At 68.9% G+C, this 24015-nt stretch carries 20 protein-coding genes and 1 other RNA gene; 15 read left to right on the plus strand and 6 right to left on the minus strand.

The features are described 5' to 3' along the window. Nucleotides 1-2 precede the first annotated feature (2 nt). On the minus strand, nucleotides 3-1607 hold the full coding sequence (locus VD964_RS15445; protein WP_324869436.1) for a CHAD domain-containing protein: 1605 nt from the start codon (nucleotides 1605-1607) through the stop codon (nucleotides 3-5). Nucleotides 1608-1901: 294 nt separating this feature from the next. On the opposite strand from VD964_RS15445, the gene VD964_RS15450 reads away from it, so the two are divergent. Next, nucleotides 1902-3095, plus strand: coding sequence for a phosphoglycerate kinase (locus VD964_RS15450; protein WP_324869437.1), 1194 nt, complete (start codon nucleotides 1902-1904; stop codon nucleotides 3093-3095). 61 nt (nucleotides 3096-3156) lie between these two features. Here VD964_RS15450 and VD964_RS15455 read toward each other — a convergent pair whose 3' ends face one another. Beyond that, the gene (locus VD964_RS15455) at nucleotides 3157-4335 is read right to left on the minus strand and encodes an AAA family ATPase (RefSeq protein ID WP_324869438.1); all 1179 of its coding nucleotides are present in this window, start codon (nucleotides 4333-4335) and stop codon (nucleotides 3157-3159) included. A gap of 150 nt (nucleotides 4336-4485) precedes the next feature. Here VD964_RS15455 and ffs point away from each other — a divergent pair. From ffs to VD964_RS15480, 5 genes are all read left to right on the plus strand, one after another. Beyond that, nucleotides 4486-4583, plus strand: an RNA gene (gene ffs, locus VD964_RS15460) — signal recognition particle sRNA small type. Nucleotides 4584-4687: 104 nt separating this feature from the next. Then, a complete protein-coding gene (locus VD964_RS15465; protein WP_324869439.1) occupies nucleotides 4688-6568 on the plus strand; it encodes a DNA polymerase III subunit gamma/tau in 1881 nt (626 codons plus the stop codon). Between the two features lie 3 nt (nucleotides 6569-6571). After that, entirely contained in the window at nucleotides 6572-6895 is a 324-nt protein-coding gene (locus VD964_RS15470) for a YbaB/EbfC family nucleoid-associated protein (RefSeq protein WP_109110420.1), read from the plus strand. 181 nt (nucleotides 6896-7076) lie between these two features. After that, nucleotides 7077-7670 (plus strand): recombination mediator RecR, encoded by a 594-nt coding sequence (gene recR, locus VD964_RS15475; protein ID WP_063635356.1) that lies wholly within the window; start codon nucleotides 7077-7079, stop codon nucleotides 7668-7670. 326 nt (nucleotides 7671-7996) lie between these two features. Further along, nucleotides 7997-10180, plus strand: a complete 2184-nt coding sequence (locus VD964_RS15480; RefSeq protein ID WP_324869440.1) for an NAD(P)/FAD-dependent oxidoreductase — start codon at nucleotides 7997-7999, stop codon at nucleotides 10178-10180. Here the strand turns inward: VD964_RS15480 and gluQRS are convergent. Next, complete coding sequence (gene gluQRS, locus VD964_RS15485) at nucleotides 10157-11044, minus strand: tRNA glutamyl-Q(34) synthetase GluQRS (RefSeq protein ID WP_324869441.1); 888 nt, start codon at nucleotides 11042-11044, stop codon at nucleotides 10157-10159. The two genes, VD964_RS15480 and gluQRS, sit on opposite strands and share 24 nt — an antisense overlap. Before the next feature lie 60 nt (nucleotides 11045-11104). Beyond that, entirely contained in the window at nucleotides 11105-11272 is a 168-nt protein-coding gene (locus VD964_RS15490; RefSeq protein WP_014248815.1) for a hypothetical protein, read from the minus strand. A 411-nt stretch (nucleotides 11273-11683) separates the two neighbouring features. Between VD964_RS15490 and VD964_RS15495 the strand changes: the two genes are divergently transcribed. Next, the gene (locus tag VD964_RS15495) at nucleotides 11684-12247 is read left to right on the plus strand and encodes an HNH endonuclease (protein ID WP_044550074.1); all 564 of its coding nucleotides are present in this window, start codon (nucleotides 11684-11686) and stop codon (nucleotides 12245-12247) included. A gap of 51 nt (nucleotides 12248-12298) precedes the next feature. On the opposite strand, the gene VD964_RS15500 is transcribed toward VD964_RS15495, so the two are convergent. After that, nucleotides 12299-13051 carry a class I SAM-dependent methyltransferase gene (locus tag VD964_RS15500; RefSeq protein ID WP_324869442.1) on the minus strand — a complete coding sequence of 251 codons (753 nt, stop codon included), beginning with the start codon at nucleotides 13049-13051 and terminating at the stop codon, nucleotides 12299-12301. A gap of 184 nt (nucleotides 13052-13235) precedes the next feature. Here VD964_RS15500 and VD964_RS15505 point away from each other — a divergent pair, with 184 nt between their 5' ends. Beyond that, nucleotides 13236-14192, plus strand: coding sequence for an acetyl-CoA carboxylase carboxyltransferase subunit alpha (locus VD964_RS15505; RefSeq protein ID WP_324869443.1), 957 nt, complete (start codon nucleotides 13236-13238; stop codon nucleotides 14190-14192). A 133-nt stretch (nucleotides 14193-14325) separates the two neighbouring features. Here the strand turns inward: VD964_RS15505 and VD964_RS15510 are convergent, their stop codons facing one another. Next, a complete protein-coding gene (locus VD964_RS15510) occupies nucleotides 14326-15813 on the minus strand; it encodes a DNA polymerase Y family protein (RefSeq protein ID WP_324869444.1) in 1488 nt (495 codons plus the stop codon). A gap of 341 nt (nucleotides 15814-16154) precedes the next feature. Here VD964_RS15510 and VD964_RS15515 point away from each other — a divergent pair, with 341 nt between their 5' ends. From VD964_RS15515 to htpG, 7 genes are all read left to right on the plus strand, one after another. Continuing rightward, the gene (locus VD964_RS15515) at nucleotides 16155-16715 is read left to right on the plus strand and encodes a hypothetical protein (protein ID WP_324869445.1); all 561 of its coding nucleotides are present in this window, start codon (nucleotides 16155-16157) and stop codon (nucleotides 16713-16715) included. Nucleotides 16716-16837: 122 nt separating this feature from the next. Beyond that, nucleotides 16838-17332, plus strand: a complete 495-nt coding sequence (locus VD964_RS15520) for a HupE/UreJ family protein (protein WP_324869446.1) — start codon at nucleotides 16838-16840, stop codon at nucleotides 17330-17332. Nucleotides 17333-17428: 96 nt separating this feature from the next. Beyond that, nucleotides 17429-18733, plus strand: a complete 1305-nt coding sequence (locus VD964_RS15525) for a TAXI family TRAP transporter solute-binding subunit (RefSeq protein WP_324869447.1) — start codon at nucleotides 17429-17431, stop codon at nucleotides 18731-18733. Between the two features lie 118 nt (nucleotides 18734-18851). Then, nucleotides 18852-19313 (plus strand): GNAT family N-acetyltransferase, encoded by a 462-nt coding sequence (locus tag VD964_RS15530; RefSeq protein WP_324869448.1) that lies wholly within the window; start codon nucleotides 18852-18854, stop codon nucleotides 19311-19313. 134 nt (nucleotides 19314-19447) lie between these two features. Further along, complete coding sequence (locus VD964_RS15535; RefSeq protein ID WP_324869449.1) at nucleotides 19448-20116, plus strand: glutathione S-transferase family protein; 669 nt, start codon at nucleotides 19448-19450, stop codon at nucleotides 20114-20116. A 95-nt stretch (nucleotides 20117-20211) separates the two neighbouring features. Continuing rightward, on the plus strand, nucleotides 20212-21852 hold the full coding sequence (locus VD964_RS15540; protein ID WP_324869450.1) for a hypothetical protein: 1641 nt from the start codon (nucleotides 20212-20214) through the stop codon (nucleotides 21850-21852). Nucleotides 21853-22123: 271 nt separating this feature from the next. After that, a complete protein-coding gene (htpG, locus tag VD964_RS15545; RefSeq protein ID WP_324869451.1) occupies nucleotides 22124-24004 on the plus strand; it encodes a molecular chaperone HtpG in 1881 nt (626 codons plus the stop codon). The last annotated feature ends 11 nt before the right edge of the window (nucleotides 24005-24015 follow it).

The following is a 24015-nucleotide window of genomic DNA, read 5'->3' on the forward strand; positions in this document are numbered from 1 at the left end:
CTCTACACCGCTGGGTCCGGCTTCGACCAGAAATGCTTGGTGTCGAGGAAATCATGCCACAGGGCGACCAGCGCCGCTTCGGTGTCGGCGACCCCGCGGGCGTGCCAGCCGATGACGATGCCGGCCGCGCGCGGCTCGCCGGGGGCGGAGCGGCTGCCGTCGTCATGCAGCTCGTGCAGAAGCCGCGTCGCCGTCGCCACGTCGTTCAGGTGGCCCAGCGCGTCCTGGAAGGCGGCAAGCTGCTGGATGTAGCGGCGCACCGGCTTGTCGTCATACAGGCTGCGGAAGAACTCCACGGCATAGCGCAGCTTCTTCAGGGCGATGCGCAGCTGATGGCGCTGGGCCACCGGCAAATGGGCGAAGCCGTGTCCTGCCCGCTTGGCCTTCTTGTGGCGCTTGTTCAGCAGATGGTCGGCCAGCCCGATCACCGGCTGGAACAGCCGCACCGAATCCTCGCTGACCGGCTGGTCGCGCCAGCCGCGCTTCTCCACCCAGCCGCCGACGCCCAGCAGGAAGGCGGTGTAGCGGTCCGACCGGATCGCCTCGCGCACGCCCTCATAGGCGCGCAGCCGCTTCGCCTCGGCCGCCGCCGCCAACGTGTCCAGATCCTCCACCGCCGAGCGGCCATGCCCGTCGGCCTTGTGAAAGGCGTCGCGCACCGGGGCCAGCAGTTCCTCGCCGAACACGTCCCAGTCGCGCGCCGGCCCCAGGCTGCCGGCCAGCCACTTGATCTCGCCGACCAGCCAGAGATATTGCGCGGCCGGAATGAAGGGCCGGAACAGTGCGATGGCCGAGCGGAGCCGGCGCAGCGCGACGCGCATCTGGTGCACGCCCTCCGGATCGTCGCCGGCCAGCGTCACCGCCTCGTTCGCGACCATGTGGGCAAGACAGGCGCGCACGATGCGGGCGACCGCCCCTTCCACCGTCGTCTCGGGGTCGAGCAGCAGCTTTTCCGCCTTCAGCGCCTTCTCGGTCGCCCCATTCGCCAGCGCGTGGCCGCGCTCCGCCTTGGTGCGCATCTCCAGCCGCAGCGGTGCCGCCTTCGTCAACTCCTGCGCCAGATCGTAGAGTGCGGTGGGCGAACCGCTCTTCAACTCCAGTTCCACCTCGCACAGGTCGCTGGACCGACCGTCGGGCAGCAGGATCCGGCCGCGGTCGAAGGCCACCTCGATGGCGGCGGCGTCATCCCCCTCGCCCAGCGTCACGTCCTGGATCGTGCGCTCGACGACCGAGGTGAAGACCGGCTGCAGTTCCGATTCGCTGAGCGTTCCCAGCAGTTCGATGGCGGCGCCGTCGGTGATCAGCGTCAGGTCGGGCATGGCGGAGGTCACCGCGCATTCCCATTCCCCGCGTCCCAGCCCGTCCTCGTCCGGCGCGGACTTGACCGTCTGGACATAGCCGTCGCCGGTCTTGCGCACCCGCAACGTCACCTTGCGCGCGGCGAGCCGGCGGTCTTCGGTGTCGTAATAGGTGCTTTCCAGGGTCTTCGCCGTTGCCGGTCCGGTTGCCCGGTCCGCAATGGCGGGAGCGGCACGCAGCGTGTCAAAGTCTTCCGGCTTTGCCGCCAGCTTCAATTCCGTCTCGCGGTTGATGTCCGCCTCAGCCATCGCCTGCGCTTCAACCCCCGTTTTACGGCCCATGGGCCTACAGTTGGGTGTTTGCACAGGCCATGGACAGGGTCAAGTTACGGAAATGTTGCAGAAGCCTGGGGTTGCAGTACCCGTCGACCCCGCATCTTCCTTTCGTTCGTAGCGCTTTGACAGGGGTTGCAGGGTCAATATGCCCCATTTCACCCCACCCTTGGGGCGTTGCAATGCGGTCGGCGCTGTGATTGGGTTCCGGCAAATCGACCGAGGGCCGATCCCGGACGGGAAACGGCCATTATTAGGGGAAGTGTGAAGATGACCGATTTCAACACGATCGACGACCTCGAGGTCAGCGGCAAGACGGTGCTGGTGCGCGCCGACCTGAACGTCCCGATGCAGGACGGCAAGGTGTCCGACACCACCCGCATCGACCGTCTCGCCCCCACCCTGAAGGAACTGTCCTCCAAGGGCGCCAAGGTCGTCGTCCTGTCGCATTTCGGTCGCCCGAAGAACGGCCCGGACGCCAAGAACTCGCTGCGCAACGTGCTGGACGCGCTGAGCGCCGCCGTCGGCCAGAAGGTCGCCTTCGCCGAGGATTGCGTCGGCGACAAGGCCAAGGAGGCCATCGCCAAGGTGCATGACGGCGCCATCGTCCTGCTGGAGAACACCCGCTTCCACGCCGAAGAGGAAAAGAACGACCCGGCTTTCGCCAAGCAGATGGCCGAGCTGGGCGACCTCTACGTCAACGACGCCTTCTCCGCCGCCCACCGCGCCCATGCCTCGACCGAGGGTGTCGCCCGCCTGCTACCCAGCGCCGCCGGCCGCCTGATGGAAGCGGAGCTGAAGGCCCTGACCCTGGCGCTGGAGAAGCCGGAGCGCCCGGTCGCCGCCGTCGTCGGCGGTGCCAAGATCTCCACCAAGCTGGAGCTGCTCGGCAACATGGTCCGCAAGGTGGACCTGCTGGTTCTGGGCGGCGGCATGGCCAACACCTTCCTGTTCGCCCAGGGCACCGACGTCGGCGCCTCGCTGTGCGAGAAGGACATGGCCGACCAGGCCCGCGCCATCATGGCGACCGCCAAGGAATCGAACTGCGAGATCCTGCTGCCGAAGGACTTCGTCGTCGCCAAGGAGTTCAAGGCCGGTGCGGCCAACCGCGTCGTCGCCTTCGACGCCATCGGCGCCGACGAGATGGCCCTTGACATCGGCCCGGCCACCGTGGAGTTCCTGGGCCTGAAGCTGCAGGGCGCCAAGACCGTCGTGTGGAACGGCCCGCTCGGCGCCTTCGAGATCCAGCCCTTCGACGCCGGCACCAACGCGGTGGCCGGTCTGGTCGCCGCCCGCACCGAATCGGGCGGCCTGCTGTCGGTCGCCGGCGGCGGCGACACCGTGGCGGCGATGGCCCATGCCGGGGTCGAGGACAAGTTCACCTACGTGTCCGCCGCCGGCGGCGCCTTCCTGGAATGGCTGGAAGGCAAGGAGCTGCCGGGCGTGGCCGCGCTGAAGAAGTAAGCGGTTCCACGGGATCGCATACACGAAAGGCTCCGGGTTTCGACTCGGGGCCTTTTGTTTTTCACCCCTGTCCAGCCTTCTCCGTCCGAGCCTTCAGCCACTCCGCCATTCCCTGGTCGTCAAGCGCATACTGCCCGCGCGCCGACCGCCACAGGATGTTCTTCTGCCGCAACGCCTCAATGGCCCCCTGCACCGCCGGCGGCTCCACCGCCTCGCCGACCGCGTCGGCATAGGCCTGCAACGCCGCTGCGGAGAAAGGTGCGGATTGCGGTCCTTCCACCGCCAGCCGTTCGACCACCGCCTGCTGCAAGGGCGTCAGCCCCGACCATGCGTTCTCATAATCGTCCCACACCCGCTGGCGAAGCTCGGTCGCTCCGTCCGCCAGCGCCCGCTTCAATTCCCGGGCGTCGCCGACCAGCAGCGCCGCATCCGACAGGATCCGCATCAGGGTTTCCGGCTGCCGTCCCACCGCGTCGAAGGCCGCAAAGACATCATCCGCATCGAAACGGTTGCCCTCGGCCAGCCGGACGTTGATCCAAGCCGTGTAGGCATCGGTATAGGCGCGGTCGAGCAGCGGAAAGCTGCGCACGCTGGTGCCGAAGAAGGGCTGGTCGCGGTTCAGGACCAGCCGACTCAACTTGTCACGGTGGGATCCCGTCAGCACGATCATCAGGTTCGGGCCGTCGCGGGCATCGTCCCTGGTGTTCAGCCGGTCGCGCGCCGCCTTCAGCGCGAACATGGCGTTCAACCCGGCCTCAGTCGTCAGCGCATGCTGTGCCTCGTCCACCAGCAGGGCGATGCGCTTGTGCGTCCGCTCCAGCAATGCCTCCAGCGCGTCGGCCAGCGTCGCCCCCTGCGCCTGCCCGATCCGGTCGATATCGACCGAGACGCCACCCATGCCCAGTTTGCTGAGTCCGACTGCCCGCGCCGCCTTCACCGGCAAGCTGTCGGCCCGGCGAAGCTCGGCCTTCAACGCCTCCGCGATCAGGTGGGCGGGATCGGCCGCCATATCCGCCCACAGATCGACATAGACCGCCAGAATGCCCCGATTCTCCAGCTCCGGCCCCAGATCGTGGCGCAGGAACGTGCTCTTCCCAGTCCGCCGCGGCGCCGCCAGACACAGCGTCGGCTCCGCCCCGATCGGCGCGTCCCCCGTCACGATGTCGGCCAGCGACACCGCCAGCTTCGGCCGATGGAACAGGAACTTCTGCGCGTGCGTGGAAGCGGGTTGTGACGGCACGGAAGGCCTCATTAGGACCGATTATGGAGAGAACCATAATTTATAGTCCGGAAAGTAATCGTCAATAGTCCGTGCTGAACACCACCGCCGCCCGCGCACACGAACCGTTTCCCCTTGCATCCGCCTGCGCGAATGTCCATAACAGCGGCGGGAGACTGGCGTCGGACGAGTCCCTCGCCAACCCGGTCAGGTCCGGAAGGAAGCAGCCGCAACGAGTTACGGCTCGGGTCGTTCGTCCAGTCTCCCACCCTACCCGAAAATTGCCAGCACGAAACAGACGGCGACAGCGCGGCGCCGGGACGCTATCCTGCGGCCCGCAAATCCCCTCCCGTCGTTTCGACAGGCCAGCCGCGTGACCGATACCACAGTCGACACTCCCGCTTCCGCCCCCGCCACGGCTCCCGCCACCGGGCAGGCCTATCGGGTGCTCGCGCGCAAATACCGGCCGAAGACCTTCGACGAGCTGATCGGGCAGGACGCGCTGGTCCGCACTTTGACCAACGCCATCCAGTCCGGCCGCATCGCCCAGGCCTTCATGCTGACCGGCGTGCGCGGCGTGGGCAAGACCACCACCGCCCGCATCATCGCCCGCGCGCTGAACTGCACCGGCCCCGACGGCACCGGCGGGCCAACGGTCAGCCCCTGCGGCGTCTGCGACAATTGCCGCGCCATCGCCGAGGATCGCCACGTCGACGTGATGGAGATGGACGCCGCCAGCCACACCGGCGTCGACGACATCCGCGAGATCATCGACGGCGTGCGCTATTCCCCCGTCTCGGCCCGCTACAAGCTCTACATCATCGACGAGGTCCACATGCTGTCGAAGAGCGCGTTCAACGCGCTCCTGAAGACGCTTGAGGAACCGCCGAGCCATGTGAAGTTCGTCTTCGCCACCACCGAAATCCGCAAGGTGCCGGTCACGGTGCTGTCGCGCTGCCAGCGCTTCGATCTGCGCCGCGTCGACGCCCAGGTGCTGAAGGAGCATTTCACCCGCATCACCGCCCTGGAGGGCGCCGACATCGAGGGGGATGCCGCGGCCCTGATCGCGCGCGCCGCCGACGGGTCGGTGCGCGACGGGCTGTCGCTGCTCGATCAGGCCATCGCGCTGGCCGCCGGCACCGTCACGGCGCAGCAGGTGCGCGACATGCTGGGTCTGGCCGACCGCACCCGCGTCATCGACCTGTTCGAGGCCGCCGTCTCCGCCCGTCCGGCAGAGGCGATGGACATTCTGGCCGACCTGCACCGTGTCGGCGCCGATCCGGTGGTGATCCTGCAGGACCTGCTGGACCTCGTCCACAATCTGACCCGCCTGAAGGTGGTGCCCGACAGCGCCAACGACCCCTCCCTGCCGGAGGCGGAACGCACGCGCGGCGCCACCCTGTCGACCAAGCTCGGCATGCCGGCGCTGACCCGCGCGTGGCAGCTGTTGCTGAAGGGGCTGAACGAGGTGCAGGCCGCCCCGGTGCCGCAGCAGGCGCTGGAGATGGTGATCGTCCGCCTGTCCTACGCCGCCGATTTGCCGACGCCGGGCGAGCTGATCCGCCAGTTCCAGGCCCAGCAGGCTAATGGCGGAACCAACGGGGGGGGAGGCGCCCCGATGGGCCGCGGCCCCGGCGGTGGCGGCGGACCGGTTGCCGTTGCCAGCCAGCAAGCCCACGCGGTCGCCCGCCCGATGGGTTCGGCCCAGCCGCAGAGCGCTCCCATGGCGCAAGCCGCCCCTGCCCCCGTCGCCGTCCCGGCCGGCGAGGAGCTGTCGCCGATGCCGCACGACTTCCGTGCACTGGTGCAGCTGTTCTCCGACCGGCGCGAAGGCGCGCTCTACGGCTATCTGATGGAAACGGTGCAGCTGGTTCGCATGGAGCCGGGCCGGCTGGAACTGAAGCTCCGCCCCGCCGCTCCACCGACCCTACCGGCCAAGGTCGGGCAGTTCCTGACCGAATGGACGGGCCATCGCTGGATCGTCGCCCTGTCCGAAGGCCACGCCCAGCCGACGCTGGCCGAGCAGGGCCAAGCCGAAAAGCGCCGCGCGCTGTCGGAGGCGGAAGCCAACCCGGTGGTGCGCGCCGTGCTCGACGCTTTTTCCGGTGCGAAGATCATCGACATCCGCGACCTCGCCGAAGTTGCCGCGGCGGAGAGTGCGGCGGTTGCGGATGACGGCGAGACACCCGATTTCATGGTTCAGCAGCAGGACGACGGGGTCTACTACCCCCTCGACGACGAAGGAGAGTACTGACCGATGAAGAATATCGGCAACATGATGAAGCAGGCCCAGCAGATGCAGGCCAAGATGCAGGAAATGCAGGCGAGCCTGGAGCAGGTCGAAGTGACCGGCCAGAGCGCCGCAGGCATGGTCGTCGTGACCGTCAACGGCAAGAGCGAGATGAAGAAGGTCAAGCTCGACAAGTCGGTGGTCGATCCCGAGGACGTCGAGGTGCTGGAGGACCTGATCGTCGCCGCCTTCAACGACGCCAAGAAGAAGGTCGAGCAGCATGTCGCAGACGAAACCTCGAAGCTGATGGGCGGCCTGAAGCTGCCGCCGGGCATGAAGCTGCCGTTCTGACCTTTCTTGCCCTCTCCCGCCCCGGGAGAGGGAGGGGACCCGCCGAAGGCGGGGAGGGTGAGGGGCAATCCGGACATGGATCCCCTGATCCTCGCATCACCCCTCACCCTTCCCAAGCTCCGCTTGGGCCCCTTCCCTCTCCCGGGGCGGGAGAGGGAGATATGTGTCGGCCGCCAAGTGAATGATCGGACCTGAAATCGAACGCCTGATCCAGTTGCTGTCCAAGCTGCCGGGGCTCGGTCCCCGGTCGGCGCGGCGGGCGGCACTGCATCTGATGAAGCGGCGGGACAGCCTGCTGGTTCCCCTGTCGGAGGCGATGGCGGCGGCCGGCGAGTCGATCCGCGCCTGCTCCGTCTGCGGCAACCTGGACAGCCGCGATCCCTGCACCGTCTGCTCCGACCCCACCCGCGACCGCTCGGTCATCTGCGTGGTGGAGGATGCCGGCGACCTGTGGGCGCTGGAACGCACCCGCGCCTTCCGCGGCACCTATCATGTGCTGGGCGGCTTGCTGTCGGCCTTGCAGGGTGTCGGACCCGACGACCTGAACATCGCCGGCCTCGCCGAACGCGCCAAGGACCCGGCGGTGCGCGAGATCATCCTGGCGCTCAACGCCACTGTCGACGGCCAAACCACCGCCCATGTGGTGACCGACCGGCTGACCGAGTCCGACGTGTCGGTCTCGCGTCTGGCGCACGGCGTCCCGGTCGGCGGCGAGCTGGACTATCTCGACGACGGCACGCTGACTGCCGCACTGAAGGCAAGGCGACCGTTGTAGCGGCGACCGCGCGGCCCCCTCCCTAACCCTCCCCCGCCCTTGGCGGGAGAGGGGACTGCCGCCTCATTGCGAATCTTCCCCTCTCCCGCGATCGGATCGACCTGCGGTCGACCGAGGGCGGGGGAGGGAGGGACCCGCGGCAAAGCCGTGGGAGGGAGGGGGCACGCGTACACCTCCGTACGCCCCCGCACTTCACGCATCGCGAACCGCCGTACGCCGCAGTTCACGAAGCCAAACCCGCTTCTTACGCACCCGCACTGGCACGTACACCCGCCTGCCGACGATGGTCCTTCGCAACGCACACCAACCGCGAAGGCACCATCCCGATGCGCACGCACGCCAAGCTTCCCATCGCGTTCCGTATCCTGCTGGGCTTCTCTCCCTGGCTGCTGTTCGGCGCCGTCCTGCCGCTCGGCGGACTGCTGCCGGCCTCCCTCACGGCACTGGCGGCCAGCCTCGCGCTCTGCGTCCTCGACAGGCTGCGCGGTTCCCTCAAGGCGCCCGAACTGGTGGCTGCCGCCTTCTTCGCCATCCTGCCCGTCTGCGGTCCGCTCGGGTGGGATTGGCCGGTCCACAATCTCGGCCTCTCCATCCACTTGGCGCTGGCAGCCATGGCCTTCGGCAGCATCGCAGCCGGCAGCCCCTTCACCCTCCAATATGCCCGTGACGACTGGCCGCGCGAGTATTGGCACCTGCCGCAGTTCGTCGCCGTCAACCGGCTGATGACGGCGGTCTGGGGCGTGCTGTTCCTGATCGGCGGTCTCGGCTTCGCCGCCCTGCCCGGCTGGGAAGCTGCTTTCTCCATCGGCAGCAGCGCGCTGGGCATGGTCGCCAACCGGCTGCTGCCGGATTGGATCGTCGGGCGGGCAATGCGGCGCCGGCTGGCCGAAGCCGATCCGCATCCCTGGCCGGCTCCCGCGATCCTGAACCGGACGCGCGCAACGCCGAACGAGCGTGACGTGGTGGTGGTCGGCTCCGGCATCGGCGGCCTGACGGCGGCGGCGCTGCTGGCGCGGGCCGGGGCGCGGGTGACGGTGCTGGAGGCGCATGACCGCCCCGGCGGCTTCTGCACCTCTTGGACGGTCAAGGCGCGCAACCGCAGCGAACCGGGCGCCGAGCCTTTCCGCTACGTCTTCGATGCCGGTGTCCACGACATCAGCGGCGCCCATCCCGGCGGTCCGGTCGACCATCTGCTGCGCTCGCTGGGGGTCGAGGACCGGGTGGATTGGCAACCGGTGAACCGCGGCGTCGCGCTGGACGGCGAGTTGCTTCAACTGGCCGACGATGCCGATGGGCTGGCCGCCCAGATCGCCGCCGACCACCCGCCCAGCGCCGCCGGAGCCGCCGCCTTCCTGGCGGAGATGCGGGCGGTCTATGACGACATGTATCGCGGCTGCGCCGACAGCGGCCTGCCCAACATCCCGCAATCGGTGGCGGCTATGCGGCGCTATGTGACGGAAAGCCCGCACGCCATGCGCTGGATGGCCCGGCCTTTCCAGGAGATGCTGGACCATTACATCCCCGACCGCGCCGGCCAGCGCCTGCTGACCGTGCTGACCGGCTATCTCAGCGACCGGACGGAACTGCTGACGGCCGGCCAGATGGCGCCGATCTTCGGATACTGGTTCTCCGGCGGCTACTATCCGGCCGGCGGATCGCAGGCTTTGGCCGATGCGCTGGCCCAGTCGATCCGCGCTGACGGCGGAGAGGTCCGGCTGCGCACCCCCGTCACCCGTATCCTGATCGAGAACGGCCGCGCCGCCGGGGTTGAGACCGCAGATTCTAAGATCGCTGGCGGCCGCACCGTCCGTGCTCCGGCCGTGATCTCCAACGCCGACGTGCGGCGGACCATGCTGGAACTGGTGGGGGCAAAGCATCTGCCGGCCGCCTATGCCGCCTGCTGTGCGGCGCTGCGTCCGTCCACCTCGGCCTTCATGGTCACGCTTGGGCTGGACATGGTCCCCGACCTGCCGGCGATGACCTTCCTGCCGCGGGATCAGACCGGCTTCGGCATGGCGATCGCCGTCCCGTCCACCCACGACCGCAGCCTCGCCCCCGAAGGGCATGCCGCGGTGGCTCTGCTGCGGCTGGCCCCGGCCGATGCCGGCTGGAACCGCGCCGATCCGGCCTACAAAGCGCGCAAGCGGGCGGAGGGCGACGCGATGATCGCCGCCGCGTCCCGCCTGATCCCCGATCTGGAACGGCACATCACCACCCGGCAGGAGGCCAGCGCCGCCACCTTCGCCCGCTATGCCCACACCAGCGCCGGCAGCATCTACGGCATCGCCCCCGACCAGCATCGGCTGACCCGCCGCAGCCCGATCCCCGGCCTGTGCCTGACCGGCGCCGGCGTCTTCCCCGGACCCGGCGTGGAGGCCTGCGTCATCTCCGGCCGTCTGGCCGCCGAAGCCCTGCTGGGCAAGGAGAGCCTGACGCCCGAGGCCCTGCGCAACGCCGCCGGGCGGAGCGCCGCCCGTTGTCCCGCTCTACCGGTGGCGCAGATGGGCTGAGTCCCATTCCGCAAACCCGGCCCCGGCAAACCCGGCCATCGCCCGGACCTCTGCCGGACTGCGGCCTTCGTCGCGGAGCGAGCGCAGGGTCTGGGCGCGGTCGCGCTTGGCCAGCCGCTCGCCCGCCGCGTTCCGCAGCAGGCCGTGATGGTGGTAGTCGGGAGGGTCGTAGCCCAGCAGAGCCTGCAGCAGGCGGTGCAGGTGGGTGGCGAAGAACAGATCCTCGCCGCGGGTGACCAGCGTCACGCCCTGCAGATGGTCGTCGACGGTGACGCTGAGGTGATAGCTGGTCGGCGTGTCCTTGCGGGCCAGCACCACGTCGCCCAGCAGTTCCGGAGTCGCCTCCTGCCAGCCCTGGGCGCGGTCATGCCAGCGCAGCGGTCCGGTCAGCCGGCAGGCGGCGGCCACGTCGAGTCGCAGTGCCCAACTGTCGCCACGGCCGATCCGCTCCGCCCGCTCCTGGGGCAGGCGGTGGCGGCAGGTGCCGGGATAAAGGGGACCGTCGGGGCCGTGCGGCGCTGCACCGGCCCGCGCGATCTCGGCGGCGATGTCCTTGCGGGTGCAAAAGCAGGGATAGAGCACGCCCAGCGACTCGAGCCGGGTCAGTGCCGCGCGGAAATCGTCGAAATGGTCGGACTGGCGCCGGACCGGGCCGTCCCAGTCGAGGCCGAGCCAAGCCAGATCCTCGATCAGGTCGCGCTCGTAGTCGGGGCGGCAACGGTTGGGATCGATGTCCTCGATCCGCAACAGGAAGCGGCCGGCGGCGCTGCGGGCGGTGGTCCAGCCGAACAGCGCGGAATGGGCATGCCCCAGATGCAGGTGCCCGGTCGGGCTGGGGGCGAAGCGGGTGACGAGATCGCTCATTCCCGCTTTATAACGGATCGCGCGCCGGACAGGGCGCGGGATGTGACGATCCGATTGGTCTCAGATGTAGGGATTGTCGCGGATCGGCTCGACCGGGATCTCTTCGCCCTCCAGATACAGCGCCAGGCGGCGGCGCAGCTCGCGGTCGAAAGCGTCGATGCGGATCTGGCGCTCACGCTCCTCGCGTTCGCGGCGCTTCTGGGCGAGGTCGATGATGACGGCGGTCATGGCGGACTTTCCTCGAGGTCGCTTCCGGCCGGCGCGGGCCGGCAGGATCGGCTTGGATCAACGAGACCCACCATGGCGCCGCTATGGTTAACGAGGGGTAAGCGAGCAAGGCAAGCGCTGGTCTTTTTTCCCGATGTCACAGCCGCCGCGCGTGGTGCCGGATGACCGGTTCCCGCCCCTGCCGGTAATGCCCTCAGCGCGAAAAAGGTTACACAACGGTGAAGAAATTCGGCCCCACCGGGTCAAGATGTTGAGTCCGGGCCGCCGATCCACTATGTATCTGGTTGTCCCGGATCGGCGATCCAGCAGTTGGGCCGGCTGCCGGGGCGGAGTAGACACGCCCCCGCGCACAAAGCCGCCTTGGTGTCGCGTGCCGGGATCCAGACACGGTTTCAGACAAGGGAGTGGCCATTGGCTCCACCACCCGATCACTGTCCGGCTCTGGTGCTGAACGCGGATTTCCGCCCGCTCAGTTACTTCCCCTTGTCGCTATGGTCCTGGCAGGAAGCGGTCAAGGCGGTCTTTCTGGAGCGGGTCAACATCGTATCGCACTATGACCGGGTCGTCAGATCCCCAAGTTTCGAAGTCCGGTTGCCCAGCGTCATCTCTCTGAAAGAGTTCATTCCGGCAACGCGCCGTCCGGCCTTCACCCGCTTCAACGTCTTCCTGCGCGACCGCTTCACCTGCCAGTATTGCGGCCGCCCCTTCCCCACCCACGACCTGACCTTCGACCATGTGATTCCGCGGTCCCGCGGTGGTCGGACGACGTGGGAAAACGTCATCACCTCCTGTTCGGCCTGCAACTTGGCGAAGGGCGACCGCCTTCCCCATGTCTGCGGGATGATCCCGCTCAGTCCGCCCTTCCAGCCCACCGCCTACGAGCTGCAAGAGAATGGACGCGCCTTCCCGCCAAACTTCCTTCACGAGAGTTGGCGGGATTTTCTTTATTGGGATTCGGAACTGGACCCGATGTAGGACCGCGATATGCGATACGGGCGGGGGCGGGGGCGGGGCCTTGCCTCCACTCTACTCCACCCGTCCCAGCCTGACCGTCAGGGGCCAGCGGATCCGCCGCTCGCGCTCCGACTCGCCCCACAGCGGCGCGATCTCCTCCGCGAAGTCTTCCAACGGGTTCCGGCCGAGCGCCTTGGTCGCCGCCTTCACCCCCGACCAGGTGTTCATGTAGCCGAGCAGCCGGGGCAGCGACCACACCGCCTCCATCGCCAGCGGCGGCACCGGTGGCTCAGGAAAAGGAAAGTCCATACTGCGGTAGCCGTCGATCACCTTCCAGCGGTCGGCCGGCCAGTAGGGGCCCAGCGTGCCGTTGTGAAAACGCTCCACCACCGGGTCGAGCACTGGATCGTCCAGTTGCTGCAACGCGTAGCAGACCAGCGCCACCGCCGCCCCCGGCTTCGCCACCCGCCGCACCTCGGCATAGAAACGGTCGAGGTCGAACCAGTGCGCCGCCTGCGCCGCGACGATCAGGTCGCAGCAGTTGTCGGGCAGGCCGCCGTCCTCCGCCGGGGCGACGGCGTAGCGGACGTTGGGATGAGGTTCGGCTTGCGCGATCTGCTCCGCGCTGGCATCGGTGGCATGGACCGCTTCGAAGCGGGCGGCGAGCGCGACGGAGAATTGCCCGTTGCCGCAACCGACGTCCCAGGCCAGGCCGCGGGCCGGAGCCGCATCGGCCAATGCATCCGCCAGAGCATCCGGGTATGTCGGCCGGAAGGCGCGGTAATCGCCGGCATGGCCGGAGAAATGGTCCTTGAAGGAGGTCATCGGTCTGGAGTCGCCCCGGAATGATTAGGGTTGGAATTCCGCGGCGGATGAGGATAAACCCTGTGGGTTCGTCGCGGAACCCTTCCCAGGCCGTCCCGCATCTTTCCGCTGTGGCGCAGGCGCGCCGGGCGTGCTAACCAAGCGCGCGCTTTTTCGTGCGCCCCGCCAACCACCCGTGTCCGGCATGCAGACCTTCCTGGAATTCGAAAAGCCGATCGCCGAGCTTGAAGGCAAGATCGAGGAGTTGCGGCACCTGACCAACGCCGGCGACATCAACATCGCCGACGAGGTTGCAAAGCTGCAGGCCAAGGTCGACAAGCTCCTGCGGCAGACCTACGCCAAGCTCACGCCCGCGCAGAAGGTTCAGGTGGCCCGCCACCCCAATCGTCCGCATTGCCTGGACTATGTGCACGGCCTGATCGAAGACTTCACGCCGCTGGCCGGAGACCGCCATTTCGCCGAAGACCGCGCGGTCATCGGCGGTCTGGGTCGCTTCCGCGGCCGTTCGGTGGTGGTGATCGGCCAGGAAAAGGGCAACGACACCGAATCGCGCGTCCGCCACAATTTCGGCATGGCGAAGCCCGAAGGCTACCGCAAGGCCCAGCGCCTGATGGATCTGGCCGACCGCTTCAAGCTGCCGGTCGTCTCGCTGGTCGACACCGCCGGCGCCTTCCCCGGCGTGCAGGCGGAGGAGCGCGGCCAGGCCGAGGCCATCGCCAAGAGCATCGAGCGCTGCCTGCGGCTGAACGTGCCGATGGTCGCCTCGGTCATCGGCGAGGGTGGATCGGGCGGCGCCATCGCCATCGCCACCGCCGACCGCGTGCTGATGCTGGAACACGCCATCTATTCGGTGATCTCGCCGGAAGGCTGCGCGTCGATCCTGTGGCGCAGTTCCGACATGGCGGGCGAGGCGGCCATCGCGCTGCGCCTGATCAGCCAGGACCTGAAGGAACTGGGCGTCATCGACCGCGTGGTGAGCGAGCCGATCGGCGGCGCCCACCGCGACCCGGCCGAGACCATCAAGAAGCTCGGCGACTGCATTGAGGAGTCGCTGGGCGAACTTGACGACCTCGACGGCGTCACGCTCCGCGCCAAGCGCCGCGAGAAGTTCCTGGAGATGGGGCAGAAGGGGCTGGGGTAAGTCCTCGCCTGTGTGCCCCCTCCCCATCCCTCCCCCGCCCTCGGCGGTGGAGGGGGCAGGAGCTTTGCAAAAGTACAGCGGCAGTCCCCTCTCCCGCAAAGCGGGGGAGGGTTAGGGAGGGGGCAACACCACCTCACCCCAAAAATCCGTGCAGGAACCAGCGCGGCCATTCCCCCGGCCGGTACAGTCCGGCGCGGAACAGCCAGAAGCGGCGGCCGGCGCCATCCTCCACGCGGTAGTAATCGCGCACGGCCAGCCCCAGCGATCCCTCCGGACGCCACCATTCGCATTCGATCCGCTCCGGCCCCTCGGCCCGGCTCACCCGGTGGCGCAGGCCGCGCCAGACGAACTGCAGCGGCGGATCGTCGGGCAGCGGGGCGGTGGCCTCGATCGGTTCGGGCGGGGTCAGCAGGCGCAAGGGCCGCGGCCGGCCAGCCGGCCAGGGCTTCGGCAGCGGCAAGGCTTCCACCGGCGCCAAAGGCGCCACACAGCGTTCCGGCAGCCAGCTTTCCCGCGGGACCAGCCGCAGCACCGCCCGCTCCCCCAGCCGCAGAGCCAGCCGGTCGACCAGTTCCGCCAGCCGGTCATCGATCCCTTGGCCGTCAATCCCCTCGCCGTCGATGCCGGTCTGGATGGCGGTGAGCGGCCCCGTCTCCGTCGCGGACAGCACCAGCGTCTCCAGCCCCGGACCGGGGTCGATCCGCTCCAGCAGCGGGGCGGCCAGCCGGGCCAGCGCCGCCGGATCGCGGGTCGGGCGGCTGGTGCCGAGCGTCAGGCTCTGCGGTTCGTCGTCCACCCGCTGGTCGGTGCGGTGGGCGTCCAGCCGCAACCGGCGCACCCCCTGCCCCGCCGCCTCCAGCCCCTTGCACAGCCGGCCCAGCAGATGGCGGAGCGCCCCGGCGATCGATTCGGGCGTGGCGATCGGTTCGGCGAAGGTCAGGCGCTCGCGGTGCTCCGGCACCGGCCGGCGCGGGGAGATCGGTTCGTCCAGTCGGCCGAAGGCCTGATCGTATCGTTGCAACAACCTACCCCCGAACCGCGCCGCAAGGCCGGCCCGCGGCATGGCATGCAGGTCGCCGATCCGGCGCAATCCCAGCGCATGCAGCCCCTCCACCATCTCCACGGGCAGGCGCAGGGCGGCAAGCGGCAGGCCGTCCAGCCGCTCCAGCCGCCGGTCCTCCGGACTGCCGAACCGCACCAGCCCCCAGGCGGCGGCGGGGGTGTCGGCGATGGCGGCGCGGGCACTGAAGCCGGCGGCGCGCAGCCGGCCGGTCAGGTCGGCGGCCAGCGCCGTCTCGCCCTCACATAGGCCCTCACATGGATGGTTGGCGAAGAGGTGGGCGCAGCCGGTGATGTCGATCACCACCCCGTCCGGTTCGTCCGCCGCGGTCCACGGGCTGTAGCGTCGCGCCCAGTCGACGATGCGGTCGAGCAGGACCGAATCGGCCTCCGGCGTTGCCTCCGCCACCTCCAGCGCCGGTTCCAGGGCACGGGCGTCGCTGAGGGTATGGCCGGGAGCGATGCCGGCCGATGCCGCCGCCCGGTTGACCGCGACCACCATCCGCCGCTGGCGTTCCGTCCGCAGCAGGGCGAAGGGGCGGGCCCGCAACTCGGGCGGCATGCTCCGCTCCCTCGCATCGGTGGGCAGCCGCGGCAGCCACAGGGCGAGGATGCGGCGCCTTCCTCCCCAACGACCCAATCCCCTCTCCCCCCCGGGGAGAGGGTTAGGGTGAGGGGGAGGCGCGGCGGGACCTTTGCCAGCATCCTGCAGCGGCTCCCCCTCACCCCGACCCTCTCCCCGGGGGGGAGAGGGGGATAAGGGCGGGTGGCGAGGGAAGCGCGTCATACGGGAACCAACAATCAGAACAAAGAAAGAACACTTTAGCGCCAGCTTGGCTGCGAGGGGAGTCCCTCCTTTAGGGTCATCTTGCCGAAACGTTCGGCAGTGCCGACATTCAGTTCATGACCCCACATCTCCCGCCTCTCGTCGTCCGCCGTCTGTTACCGCTGGCTTTTCTGCTGGCCGCAGGCGCCTGTGCACCGTCGGAGTTGCGCGACGATGCCCCCGGCCGCGCCCAGGCCTTCCCGCCAGTCTACAACCAGACATTCGTTCCGGGAGGCGGGGAGCGGCGGACCTGGAGCCAAATCCAGGCGGAGCAGTCGCGCGACTCCAGCCCCGGCACCGCCGCCCGGCCGCGGCAGGCCGAGGAAGCGCAGCCCCGCGCCAACCCCAGAGACACCAACTCGGGAAACGCCGACCGGCCGCCCCCCAAACGTCCCCGCGGCAGTTCGTCGCCCCCGCCCGACCCGGCCGCCCTGCCGCAGCCGCCGCGCCCGATCCCGGTGCCGCCCCCGCCCTCCTCGCAGAGCGCCACCGACGCCTTCAAGCGCGACCTGATCCGGCCGGAGGTGGACCGCATGCGCACCGACGACGCCATGGGGCGGCTCGACCCGCTGGGCCAGCGCGACCTGATGAAGCGCGAGAACGACCTGCGCCAATGGGGCGACCCGCTGGCACGCTAATCTCCTGGCAGGATCCCTCCGGCAGCATCCTCCCGGCAGCCTCCGCCTTGGCGGCTTGACCCCGCACCCGCTCTGCCGCCATACCGGCCCCGTGATTCGGAACGGACGGAGGATGCGGGCGCATGACGACGGTGACGGGGGCCTTCGGCAACGGGCTGACCACGCCGGTGTGGGTGCTGCAGCATCTGCTGGGCATCCTCGGCATCGGCCTATGGGCGGGGCAGGCCGGCGGCACTGCGGTCTGGCAGGTGCCGGCCGCCGCCGTGACCGCGGCGCTGGCGGCGGGCTTCGCCGCGCAGATGGGGCTGCGGCTGCCCTATGCCGGTCCGGGGCTGGCGGCTTCGCTGGTCGTGATCGGATCGCTGGTGGCGCTGGGGGTGCGGGCGCCGGCCGTGCTGGCGGTACTGGTCGCCGCGGTCGCCGCGGTGTTCCATGGCCATACCCACCAGGGGCCGCCGCTCTACTGGGCCGGCTTCGCCGCCGGGCTGATGCTGGTGGCCTGCGGCGGGCTCGGCCTGTCGATCGCGGTGACGCAGGCCGAGTCGGACCGGGCGGTGCGCGTGTGTGGCGGTGCGGTAGCAGTCGCGGGCGTTCTCGACCTCGTCGGCGTGATTTGACCGGTTGCGCCTTGAAATGAGGGGGTTGCGCGGAAATCTTTGAAGGCACCCCTCTTCCCAGCCCGGATGACCGGGCCAGACGAACGGAACGCCCCGGTGCCCCGCGCAGCCGCCAAAGCCTGCCTTACCCCGCCGGGGCTCCCCTCGAAGGGGCTTCAGACGCATTCCGATGCGGCCCCCCCGATCAGCCCACTGACCCGCCGGCGACTGCTGGGCCGCCTGTTGGGCGGGTTGGCGCTGCCGCCGCTGCTGGCTTCGGTCGGCGGCTTGGCGTCGGGCGGAGGACGGCCGGCGGCGGCGCAGGACCTGCGCTATTTCCGCATCGGCACCGGCACCACCGCCGGCACCTATTTCCCGATCGGCGGGCTGATCGCCAACGCCATCTCCAACCCGCCGGGGTCCCGGCCCTGCGACAAGGGCGGAAGCTGCGGCATCCCCGGCCTGATCGTGGTGGCGCAGGCCAGCAACGGCTCCGTCGACAACATCGAGCTGCTGCGCGCCGGCACGGTGGAAGCCGGCTTCGCCCAGGCTGACGTCGCCTTCTGGGCCTACAGCGGCACCGGCAACTTCACCGGGAAGCGCCCCTTCGCGGAGCTGCGCTCGCTCGGCATGCTCTATGCGGAGGCGATCCAGATCGTCGTCCGTTCCGACGGCTTCATCGACCGCATGGCCGACCTGAAAGGCCGCAGCATCTCGCTGGGCGAGGAAGGATCGGGCACGCTGGTGGAGGCGCGGCTGATCCTGGACGCCTACGGCTTGTCGGAGACGACGATCACGCCGCACTACCTGAAGCCCGGCATGGCCGCCGACCGTCTGGCGAAGGGCGAACTGGACGGCTTCTTCATGGTCGGCGGCTTTCCGGTGTCGGCGGTCGCCGACGTGGCGGCGCGCGTGCCGATCCGCCTGGTGCCGCTGGATGGCGAGCCGGCCGCCCGGCTGCTGCGGACCCAGCGCTTCTATATCGAGGACGAGATCCCCGCCAACGCCTATCCCGGCAGCGCCGCCACCCCGACGCTGAGCCTGGGGGCGGAACTGCTGACCCGCGCCGACCGCAATCCGGACCTGATCTATGGCGTCGTCCGGGCGCTGTGGCACGAGAACACCCGCCGCATCCTGGCCGACGGGCATCCGCAGGGCCGCAATTTCGACCCCGCCCGCGCAGTCGCCAACGTCTCCGTCCCCCTGCATCCGGGAGCGGAGCGCTATTACCGGGAGGCCGGCCTGCTGGGCAACGCCGCCAACGAGGAGAATCGCGCGCCCGCATCAACACCCGAGAACGGTTCCGGCACCGGAGACAAGCCCGCCGGAGACAAGCCGGTTGGGAACAAGCCGGCGGGGGACAGGTCTGCCGGGGATAAAACCCCAAAGGATCAGGCTGCGGGGGAGAAGACGGCACGCTGAGGCGCCCGCTCATCGGACGAGACGAAAGGACCGTTCCCGGACGGCCTGCCGAGGGAATATTCTGTTTCCCATCCGGTTGATCCAGACGATCGACCGCAACGGGCAGAGGGGAGGAGGCATGCCGGCCGGCGAAGGGAGGGGCATCGCGATCCGTTCCGTCCGCAGCGCCGACGCGACGCGCTGCGCCGAGATCTTCCTGCATGGCCGCCGCCAAGCCTTTTCCTGGCAGCCCGCCGACCGCTTCGGACTGGACGATTATTACGACTGCGTGCGCGAGGATGCGGTGCTGGTCGCCGAGGCGGACGGGACGGTGGTCGGCTTCGTCTCCCTCGATCCGCAGGCCCGCATCATCCACAACCTGTTCATCGACCCCGGATGGCACAAGCGCGGCATCGGTTCCGCCCTGCTGCGCGAGGCTCTGGGCCTGCTGCGCGGCGGCCAGCGCCCGGCCGAACTTGCCTGCGCCGCCCGCAACGCCGCCGCCCGCGCCTTCTACGAACGCAACGGCTGGACGCCGGTGACCGCGCCATCCAACGAAGGGGACGCACTGGTGCTCTACCGCCTGTCGCGGGCGGGGTGAGGCGCCCGCTCATCCGCCATCTTTCCTTGCTGCCCCTCTTGCCGGAATCCCCGTCGCCCCTCCCCCAACGAGACGCGCAAGCGCCGATGCGCGGACTGTTTTCGCGTGCCGCGTTGCGGTAAAGTCCCGCCGCCATGCGAACCCTGTACCACCACCCGATCCACCCCCTGTCGCGCGTCGCGCGCGTGATGCTCGCCGAGAAGGGCCTTCCCTTCGAACCCGTGGTCGAAAAACCATGGGAGAGGCGCACCGAATTCCTGAAGATGAACCCCGCCGGCGAGGTGCCGGTGCTGGTGGAGGAGGATGGGACCGTCGTCGCCGGCGGCCTCGCCGTGATCGAATATCTGGAGGAGGCCTATCCCGACACGCCCCTGCTGCCGCGGGAGGTCGCGGCGCGGGCGGAGGTGCGGCGGATCGCCGACTGGTTCCTGTACAAGTTCGAACGCGAGGTGGGCGAGAATCTGGTGGGCGAGAAGCTGATCAAGCGGCTGTCCGGCCAGGGCCATCCCTTCGCGCCGGCGATTCGCGCCGGTCTTGCCAACATCACCTACCATCTCGACTATATCGCCTTCCTGTCGGAACGGCGGCCCTGGCTGGCGGGAACCGTCTTCACGCTGGCCGACATCGCCGCCGCGGCCCAGCTGTCCTGCCTGGACTATATCGACAACGTGCCGTGGGACCGCAGTCCGGAAACCAAGGACTGGTACGCCCGGATCAAGTCGCGCCCCAGCTTCCGCGCCCTGCTGGCCGACAACGTCACCGGTTGCCCGCCACCCCGGCACTACGCCGATCTGGATTTTTAACGCCATCTTAGGAACTGACGCATCAGAGGCATGGACCGGCCTCGCGTATCAGGCTTAACGTGCTCCCAAAATCGTAAGTTGGGAGTTGTTCCTCGATGCGTCTGCGCCGTCTTTCGTCCGTCCCGGCCCTGCCGGTCCGTTCCCTGCGGCCTGCCCTGATCGCCGGCGGCATGCTGGCACTGGTGGCCGGCTGGCCACTCTCCCAGGCCGCCCACGCCGCCCCCGCGGTCGACGAAGCAGGCGCCAAGGCGCTCGCCGCGTCGCTGAAGAAGGATCTGCCCCGCTGGTTCCCGCCGCCCACCGAGGATGGCGAAGGCATCGGTTTCGAATGGCAGGGCGACCCGACCGTCAAGCCGGCCGGCGACCATTACGACGTCGCCCTGCCGCGCCTGTCGGCGGAGGATGCCGAAGGCACCCTGTTCGACATCGGCACCGTCCTCTTGTCGGTGACGCCGAAGGACGACGGCCAGTACGGCGTCTCGATCACGCTGCCCAGCGCGATCAAGGTGCAGAACCTGGACGACAACGACGAGTATGTCGACGCGGCCACCATCTCCATCGGCAAGCAGTCCTTCACCAGCACCTGGTCTGGCAAGCTGGAGACCCTGCTGGCGGTCGATGGCGCCTACAACGACATCGCCGTCAGCGCCGCCGACGGCAAGGGTAAGATTTCCATCGCCTCCATGACCATGGTCCAGGACCTGAAGCCTGAGGCCGGTGCCGGCGGCGCCACTCTGTGGAGCGGCCCGGCCGCCTTCGCCTTCGGCGGCCTGTCGGTGCTGGACGAGAAGAACAAGGAGCTGGTGAAGATCGGCGGCGTCACCGCCGAGGCCGCCTACAGCCGAGTCGACCTGACCAAGGTCAGCGCGCTGCAGAAGCTGTCGGAGCAGGCCGCCGCCCGGGGCGTGCCGCCGACGCCTTCGGAACTGCTGCCGAAGATGCAGGGCATGTTCGGCGGCATCACCGGCGCGATGCGCCTGACGAACCTGTCGGCCGTCAACCCGGAGGACGGCACGAAGATCACGCTGGGCCAGCTCGCCTTCCGCAGCGGCCTGACCGATCTCGACCAGGCGCTGTCGACCGTCAGCATGGGCATCGAGGCCCGCGACTTCGCCATGACGCCGTCCCCGGCACCCGCCGCCTTCACCCCGCGCGCCTTCGAAATGAAGCTGTCGGTCGCCAAACTGCCGAACACCGCCTTGTGGAAGGCCTTCACCGAGCTCGCCAAGACCGCCGAGGCTGAAGAGGCTCCGCCGCCGAAGAAGGGCGCCAAGCCGGCCAAGGCCCCGCCGCCCCCGCCGTCGTCCGACGTCATCATGCAGCAGGCGATGGCCGCGATGGGCGAGGCCGGGACCGAGCTGCGCATCGACGCGCTGAACCTCGACACCCCCGCCACCGCCGGCACCGCCACCGGCGCGGTCAAGGTCGCGACCCAGGCCGCCTTCGGCGTCACCGGCGGCGCCACCGTCCTGCTGCGCGGCATCGACGCCGCGGTGAAGGCGATGCAGCCGGCGCCGGGCACCAAGCCCGACCAGGAGACGCAGGATCTGCTGGCCGGCCTGGCGATGGTCCAGGCCCTGGGCCAGGCCGGCAAGGACGACAGCGGCGCCGAGATCCGCACCTACAAGATCGACGTGACGGATGCCGGCCAGCTCCTGCTGAACGGCGCCGACATGACCGCCCTGCTGGCTGGCGGCAGCGAGCCGGCACCGGCTCCGGCACCGAAGAAGAAGTAAGGGGAAGCGCCGGGCGGCGGTTGCCCCCTCCCTAACCCTCCCCCTCTTCGAGGGAGAGGGGACTGCCGCCGCTCTGCAACTGACTCCCTCTCCCTCGAAGAGGGGGAGGGTCGGGGAGGGGGCAACCGAAGTCTACGCTTCACCCCAACCGCGACACCCCGCCGCACACCTCCCGCGGTTGCACGGCACAAGCCTCTTGAACGGCAGGGACGCTTTCACATATCTCCGCCGTCTTGACGCCCACCCGTGCAAAACCAACGAAGGTGCCCCCATGACCGAGGAACGGCTCAGTTTTCAAGCCGAGGTCAGCCGTCTGCTCGACATCGTCGCCCACTCGCTCTACAGCGAGAAGGAAGTCTTCCTGCGCGAACTGGTCTCCAACGCGTCGGACGCCTGCGATCGCCTGCGCTATGCGGCCCTGACCCAGCCGGAACTCTCGGCCGACGATCCGAACCTCAAGGTCCGCCTGCTGGTCGACAAGGACGCGCGGACCCTGACCGTCGCCGACAACGGCATCGGCATGAACCGCGAGGATCTGGTCGAGAATCTCGGCACCATCGCCCGCTCCGGCACCGCCGCCTTCATGAAGTCGCTGGAAGGTGCGGAGAAGGGTGACGGCAAGAAGGACGTCAACCTGATCGGCCAGTTCGGCGTCGGCTTCTATTCCGCCTTCATGGCCGCCGACAAGGTCACCGTGCTGACCCGCAAGGCCGGCGAGCCCCATGGCTGGCGCTGGGAGTCCGACGGCAAGGGCGAGTTCACCATCGCCGAGGCCGACGGCCTGTCGCGCGGCACGAAGATCGTCCTGCACCTGCGCGAAGGCGACGACGAGTATCTCGACGAGGCCCGGTTGGGCGGCATCGTCCGCAAATATTCCGACCACATCGCCATCCCGATCCTGTTCGGCGAGGGTGAGGACGCCAAGGCGCTGAACAGCGCGTCGGCGCTGTGGACCCGGTCGAAGTCGGAGATCACCGCCGACCAGTACAAGGAATTCTACCACCATGTCGGCCACGCCTTCGACGATCCGTGGCTGACCCTGCACTGGCGGGCCGAAGGGGCGCTGGAATACACCAACCTGCTCTATGTGCCCTCGACCAAGCCCTTCGACCTGTTCGATCCGAAGCGCGCCCACCGGGTGAAGCTGTACGTCAAGCGCGTCTTCATCACCGACGCGGCGGAAGGGCTGATCCCGCCCTACCTGCGCTTCCTGCGCGGCGTGGTCGACAGCGAGGATCTGCCGCTGAACATCAGCCGCGAGATGCTGCAGCACAACCCCATGCTGGCCAAGATCAAGGCCGGCATCACCCGGCGCGTCCTGTCGGAACTGTCCAAGAAGGCCAAGGACACCGAGAACGCGGCCGAATACGACAGCTTCTGGGAGAATTTCGGCGCGGTGCTGAAGGAAGGCCTCTATGAGGACTACGAGCACCGGGACGAGTTGCTGAAGCTGCTGCGCTTCCGCACCACCGCCGGCGAGGATCTCGTCTCGCTGGAGCAGTATGTCGCCCGCATGAAGGAAGGCCAGGACGCCATCTACACCATCAGCGGCGACGACATCGACACCCTGCTGCGCAGCCCGCAGCTGGAAGGCTTCAAAGCCAAGGGTGTGGAGGTGCTGCTGCTGACCGACCCGGTGGACGAGTTCTGGATGCCGTCGGTCGGCGTCTATGACGGCAAGCCGTTCAAGTCGGTGACCCGCGGCGGTGCCGACCTCGGCAAGATCAAGGGCGAGGAGACCGAGAAGCCGGAGGAGAAGACTCCGGAGGGCGAGCTGACCGATCTGCTGGCCCTGCTGAAGCTGACCCTGTCCGACGCGGTGAAGGATGTCCGCAAGTCCGAACGCCTGACCGACAGCGCCGTCTGTCTGGTGGCCGACGACAACGACATGGACATGCATCTGGAACGCCTGCTCAAGCAGCATAAGCAGCTGAACGGCGAGGTCGGCAAGCGCATCCTGGAGATCAACCCGTCCCACGCCCTGATCAAGCGGCTGGCCGAACGGGCCAAGGGCAGCGGCGCCACCGACGCGCTGGAGGATGCGGCGTGGCTGCTGCTCGACCAGGCCCGCATCGTCGAGGGCGAGCCCCTGCCCGACCCCGCCGCCTTCGCCCGCCGTCTGGCGAGCGCGATGGAGAAGGGACTGGCGTAAGGATCGCTCCC

The organism is Azospirillum sp., assembly GCF_035628975.1.
GTDB lineage: Bacteria > Pseudomonadota > Alphaproteobacteria > Azospirillales > Azospirillaceae > Azospirillum.